1 protein-coding gene (only partly in view) is annotated in these 6,000 nt (G+C 76.2%); it reads left to right on the top strand.

Going from position 1 to position 6,000, the window contains the following annotated elements:
- Window positions 1-38 precede the first annotated feature (38 nt).
- Window positions 39-6,000, top strand: the start of a protein-coding gene (locus ABZX30_RS25155) for a hypothetical protein (protein WP_355937200.1). The gene runs 40,940 nt beyond the window's last position; 5,962 of the gene's 46,902 nt are visible here — the first part of the coding sequence; the start codon lies at window positions 39-41; the stop codon falls past the right edge of the window.

The raw sequence follows: 6,000 nt of genomic DNA, 5'->3' as shown, positions 1-6,000 counted from the left end.
GGTAGGTCTCAGCCGGATCCGCCTCGGCCGCTCCGGACGTGCGTACCGAGAGCCCGGCCGCCGGGGGCGGTCCGCGTCCCGGTGCCGAGCGGACCGAGGTGAGGGACCCGGCGTCCGGCCCGGCCGACCGGGACGGTGCGCGGGCTGATCACGGCCCGGCGTCCGACCGGCCCTCCCCGGCGCAGCACCGCGCGGCGCATGACGGGGACCGGACGCCGTCGCAGGCCCACGACGGCGTCGGCGGCCCCGACGATCCGCCCTCTCCCGCCCCCCACACGGGCGACGGTGGACCCGACACGGTCGTCCACACCGGCGCCGCCGGACGTGACGAGCCGTACGTGTTCCACGGCGACGACCCGGCCCGCGCCCAGCGGTGGGGGGAGGAGCAGCAGCGGCTGGTCGACGCGCACCGGGGCCGGTTCGAGGAGGAGCAGGACCGGTTCCGGCAGCAGCAGGAGGCCGACCGCCGGGTCGAGGAGGCGTTCGCCGGGCGGCTGGCGGATCCCGACCCCGTCTTCCGGGGGCCCGACGACATCGACGCGATCCGCCTGCGGATCACCGAGGCCGAACACCTGAGTGCGGTCGAGGAGCGCACGGCGCTCACGCAGGACGCCGGCGGCGGCACGGCGCGCAGCGAGCCCGGTGCCGGAGCGGAAGGCCCCGGACGGGGCGAGGTCACGCCGGAACTCGTGGAGCAGGTCCGCCACGAGTGGCTGCAGGAGGTGAAGTCCCGGTTCGACGAGCGCTGGCAGGAGTCCTACGCCGAGTACCGGCGGGGTGAGATCTCCCGCTCGGAGTTCGCCGAGAGGTTCGACCGGCTCTCCGCGGGCCTGCACGACGAGATCGAACTGTCCGCGGCCGCCCATGTGGCCCGGCGGTCGGCGCTGGAGGTGTTCGACCGCGAGTCCGGTCCGGGGCGGCATGTGCTGTCGCCGGAGGATCTGCTGCGGGTCCGTGAGGAGTTCGCCGCCGCCGCCGTCGGCGAGGTGCACCGCGCGGCCGAGGGCCTGTGGCAGGACGGCGAGCGCGTCGACGGCTTCGACTGGTCACACCTGTACCGCGCTTACGACAGCGGGTTGCGGGACCTGACCCAGGGCCTGCGCACGCGGCTGGAACTGGCGGCCGCGGCCGCCGACATGTTCGACGGCTTCGGCTTCCCGGACAGGAGTGCGGACGCGGGCACGGACGCGCCGTGGCTGGCCGGGACCCGTGCGGACTTCCACAGCGAGTTCGAGGCGGCGACCCGGACGCTGCCCGGTGGGGACGGCACGCCGACCCGCCTGATGGACCACGACCAGTGGCTGGCCCAGCGCCGCTCGCTGGAGGGCCCGTTGGAGGCGTTCCGTGACCGGTGGGAGGCACGGCTGCGGGCGCGGGCCGTCGAGGAGCAGCTGAAGGCGGACACCGGGCGCCAGGTGGAGGCCCTGCGTGCGCAGTGGCAGCGGTCCACCCGGCACGACCTGGCAGATGCGGCCGCGGTCGACACCGAGGCGGTGATCGCCTCGCACCGCGCCGATCTGGCGGCCGAGGGGGAGAGGTTCCTGGCGGGACGGCAGCCGGGGACGCTGACCCGTGCGCAGTGGGAGGACCACGCCGCCCGGCTGCGGACCGCGCAGGAGGGACTGGCCGGTGAGCTGCCGGCGCGACTGGAGTACCAGGTCGGGCTGGACCGTGCCCGGGCCGAGGCCGACCTGCTGTTCGACCGGCTCCAAGCGGAGGGGCCCGGCGCCCAGCGGGCCCGCGAAGGGCTCCGGGAGGACGTCACCCGGATCTTCGAAGGCCTCGCGGGCCGGACGGAGGACGGTGACTGGGGGCTGGACCGGGTCGCGGCGGGCCAGGACCGCTTCTTCCGCGAACACCTGCCGGTGCTGGAGCAGTCCCTGCCGGACCGGCTGCGGTTCGAGTGGGGCATGGAAGGCGCGCTGCGCGACGGCGGCGTGGCCTTCCACCGGCTGTCCGGGCCCCGGCTGGACGAGCTGACCGAGCGGCCGGAGCGCTCCTACACGGTCACCGAGGAGACCTTCGACCGGCTGGCGGACGACTTCCGAGGTGACTGGGCCGGCCGCTACCACGACATCTACGGCCCCTCCGACCGGGACCTGCGCGGCTGGCTGGAGAGGGAGAAGGAGCGCGGCGACGCGTTCGGCAGCACCGTGCGCGCGGAGTGGGAGGCCGACAGGGCCGAACTCCAGGCGCCGCGGGACGCCGCCACGCGCGAGCGCGCGCGGGCGCGGAGCGAGCAGTGGCGGCAGCAGGTGGCCGCCAACTTCCACGGCATGCTGGGCAAGGGCGCGGTCCTGGAGAACCTGACCCGCGACGTGCAGATCCCCCAGGGCGAGATCCGTTCGGCGGGGGTGTCAGGCGACTACCAGCGGGAGCTGTCGAACCTGCGGTCCTGGTTCTCCCAGGAGTGGGACGCCGCCGCCCGCACCCCCTCACCGGACGGCGAGACGGCGGTGCGCGCCGCGCTGACGGACGAGGCACGACAGCGCTGGCAGGAGCTGAGCGAGCGGACCCGGGCGCAGGACGAGGCGGTCCGGGCCTGGCAGCGAGACCCGCGGTGGACGCTCGACCTGGCCCGGATGGAGGTCACCCGGGCCGGCCACGAGCCCTTCGAGTCCGCGCTTTCGGACGGCGCGGTCCGGGCGGCCGGGGACGGCACGGGCGGCGGACAGCTCCAGGTCCAGCAGCTCATCGCCCGCGAGGAGACGCAGGCCCCGACCACCGCGTCCGCCACTCCCCGGCCGGCGGTCCCGCGCACCGAGGGACTCCCGAACCGGCCGTCCGCTCTCGAGGGCCTGACCGGGCTGCGGGAGAGCGCGCAAGCGCGGGACCGGGCGTACGGGGAGTTCGAGGCCCGGCTGGCCGAGTTCCCCGAACTGCGCGATGAGCAGGCGATGGGACGGGTCGCCGCCACGCGTGAGGCGTTCGCCGATGCCTGGACCGGGGACCGTACCGCCACGGGTCCCGGTGCACTGACCGCCGCACGCAGCACGGCCCTGGCGGACCTGACCGCGAACCTGACGTCCGTCCGCGAGCGGCTGGCCGCCGGGGCGCAGGCGGCGGAGGTCTTCCGCCGGGACGTCGTCTCGACGCTCGCGGGTACCCGGGACGGCGCGGTGTTCGCCGCCTCGCCGCAGGCGGCCGCGCTGGCGGAGGAGTTCGAGCGGACGGCCGCCGAGGACCCGTCGGTCGCCCCGGCCGCCCTGGCGCAGGAGTTCGGGCAGCGGTACGCCGAGGCGCACGCCGCGTGGACCGCCGAGCAGCAGTCCCGCACCGCCTTCGACGCCGCCCTCGCCGGCCGCGGGGACGGGCGTGCCGACCTGAGCGACGGCCCGGCACAGTGGACCGGCCCGGCCCGCCGCTGGTACGCCGGACAACTGGCCCTGCTGCGGCAGGGTTACGTCACCGACCGCGCTGAGGCCCTGACCGTCGCGGACGGCACCGAGCGCCAGGAGCGGCTGCGGCGGCTGGACGAGGACATGCGTGAGGCCGCGCGGTTCCACCAGCGGCGGGCCCTGTCGGCGGTGGCCGCCAACTCCCGACTCGCCGAGCACACCGCCCGGTTCACGGCCGAGAGGGCCTGGGACCACGACCTGACGGCCTGGTACGAGGAACGGCGGCGGGCACTCGCCGCGCCCCTGACCGACCGGCTCGACCTGGCCGCCCCGCAGGCCCGCGACCGGGCCCTGGCCCGGTACGACGCCCAGGCCGCCGCGCTGCACGCGGTCGCCGAGACCCGCCACCGGGCCCGCCAGGACCTCGCCCGGCTGCTCGATGACTCCGTCCAGGACACGGTGACGCTGTCGCACGCCGCCACCGCCGACTGGGCCAGGCGCCGCATCGCCGAGCTGCGCGACGCCCACCTGGACACCACCCGGGCGGCCGGGGACACCGCCCTGCCGGCGGAACTCCTCGCCCCGCACCCGCAGCCCGCCGCCCAGGACGACTGGCGGGTCCCGGCCTGGGAGGAAGCCCAACGGGAACTGCACCGCCGCTACGCCGACCTGCTGGCGCAGGACCGCGCCGAGGACGCCGCGGCCGCCGCCGACGGCGAAGGACAGGCCGCCGCCGCGGCGCAGGAGCAGCAGCCGGACGCCTTCGACGAGGCGTTCCGCCAGTGGGCTCGGGAGCAGGCGCCCACGCTGTCCGAGGAGCGGCTCGCCACCGTCAGGGAGCGGGTCCGGGAGAGCACCGGGCGCTTCACCGAGGTCACCTCCCCCCTGACGCAGGACGGCCGGCTGCGGAACTCCTTCGCGCTGGAGGCGGCCCGCGAGGTGGCGCGCGTGCTCGGCGACGAGGCGTTCGACCGCGCCTTCCGGCAGTGGGGCACACGGCTGTCCGACGCCTGGCGCAACCGGCTGACCGAGGCCGCACCGGCGCCGTTCGAACTGGTGCTGGACCTGGCCGAGGCGGTGCACGAGCGGGCCGCCGCGGACTTCCGGGACCGCTGGGAGGCGGCGCTCGACACCCTCCTCGTCTCCGGCACCGACCTGCGCACCGGCATGAACGACGTGCTGCGGCAGTCGGAGCGGCAGCTGCGCGCACTCGTCGCCGGCCTCGACGGCACCTTCGACCGGCACGCCCTGCTCCACGGCCAGCTCGCCCGCCTGGACGCGGTGTTCGAGGACGTGGCCGGCTCCTTCCACGACCGGCTCGACCCCAGGGGCCGCGACCTGCTGGCGGCCCTGGACGCCGAGAACACCGAGGTGTCCGAACCCGGCCGGGCCCGGGTGCTCGACGACGCCCGCCGCATCCTGCGGGAGGCGTTCGAGGAGGTCTTCCCCACCACGGCCTCCGTGGCCGGGCTGACCACCGGTGCCGCCCTCCCGCAGGCGTGGCAGGACCGGGTGCGCGACCTGCTGGCCGCGCTGCCGGGCCGACTGGCCCTCCAGGCGGCCCGCGAGACGGAGATCCTGCGCTCCCAGCGGGACGTCGAGGCCGCCGTCGACTCCTGGGCCGAACAGGGGCCCGGCGCGGGCCGCACCTTCCTCGACCGCTTCCCGGTCTCCTTCGGCCAGGTGCGTCCGATGCTGCGCCGCACCCTGGACGTCTCAGTGGCCGCCGCCGTCGACGACCGCTTCGAGGAGGTCTTCGGACTCGACGCCGTCCCCGCCGGCCCGTACGACGTCCAGGACCGGCTGGAGCGCTGGCGCACCGGATACGGCGAGCTGACCGCCGACGGGCGGCTGCACACCTGGCTCACCGTCCGGCACGCCCGGGACACCGTGACCGCCACCTCCGGGCGCCTGTTCGAGGAACAGCTCGACCGCTGGCGCGCGGCCCACGGCCACCGGTCGCTCTCCGAGGCCGACACCGCCCGCGCCCGGGCCGGACTGGACGAACGGCTGCTCGCGGCCTTCGACGCCCTGTTCACCGGCCGCGTCTCCACGCCGGACGAGCTGTCCGGCGCCACCCGGCAGTGGGACACCGTGCTCGCCGAGGCTGCCCGCACCCTGCCCGCCCACCTCACCTTCGAGTCCTTCACCGACGCCGCCCTGTACGACGCCGCCCGCTCCTTCCACACCCTGCGCCCGGACGACGGGACTGCCCGCGGGCGGTGGGTGGAACTCGCCGAGGACTTCCGTACCGACTTCCTGGCCGCGTACGAACTGCTGTGGGCGCCCGAGGCCCTTTCCACGTCCTGGGCCGACCACGAGGCTGCGTACACCGACGCCTTCACCGCGGGCCTGGACGCCGCTTCCCTGACGGCCACCCGGCCCGACAAGGGCAAGGGCCGGGCCGCCGGTGAGAGGCCCGCCGAGGCGTTGCCGCCGGAGCTGCGCGGACTGGACACCGGGCGGCTCGCCGCGTTGATCGCCAGGGCCGGCCAGCTGCTGCCGTCGAGGCCGGAGATCGGGCGGCGGCCCGAGAACGAGGAGACGCGGGAAGCACACCGCCGCCGCGTGCTCGACGTCGCCGCCGTCCTGCACACCCGCGACGAGGACGCGGCGCGGCACCGGGCCGCGGAACTGGGCGCGGACCCGGCAGCCACGGGCA

The organism is Streptomyces sp. NPDC004542 (genome assembly GCF_040610035.1).
Taxonomy (GTDB): Bacteria; Actinomycetota; Actinomycetes; order Streptomycetales; family Streptomycetaceae; genus Streptomyces.
This window is presented reverse-complemented; position numbering and strand designations above follow the sequence as displayed.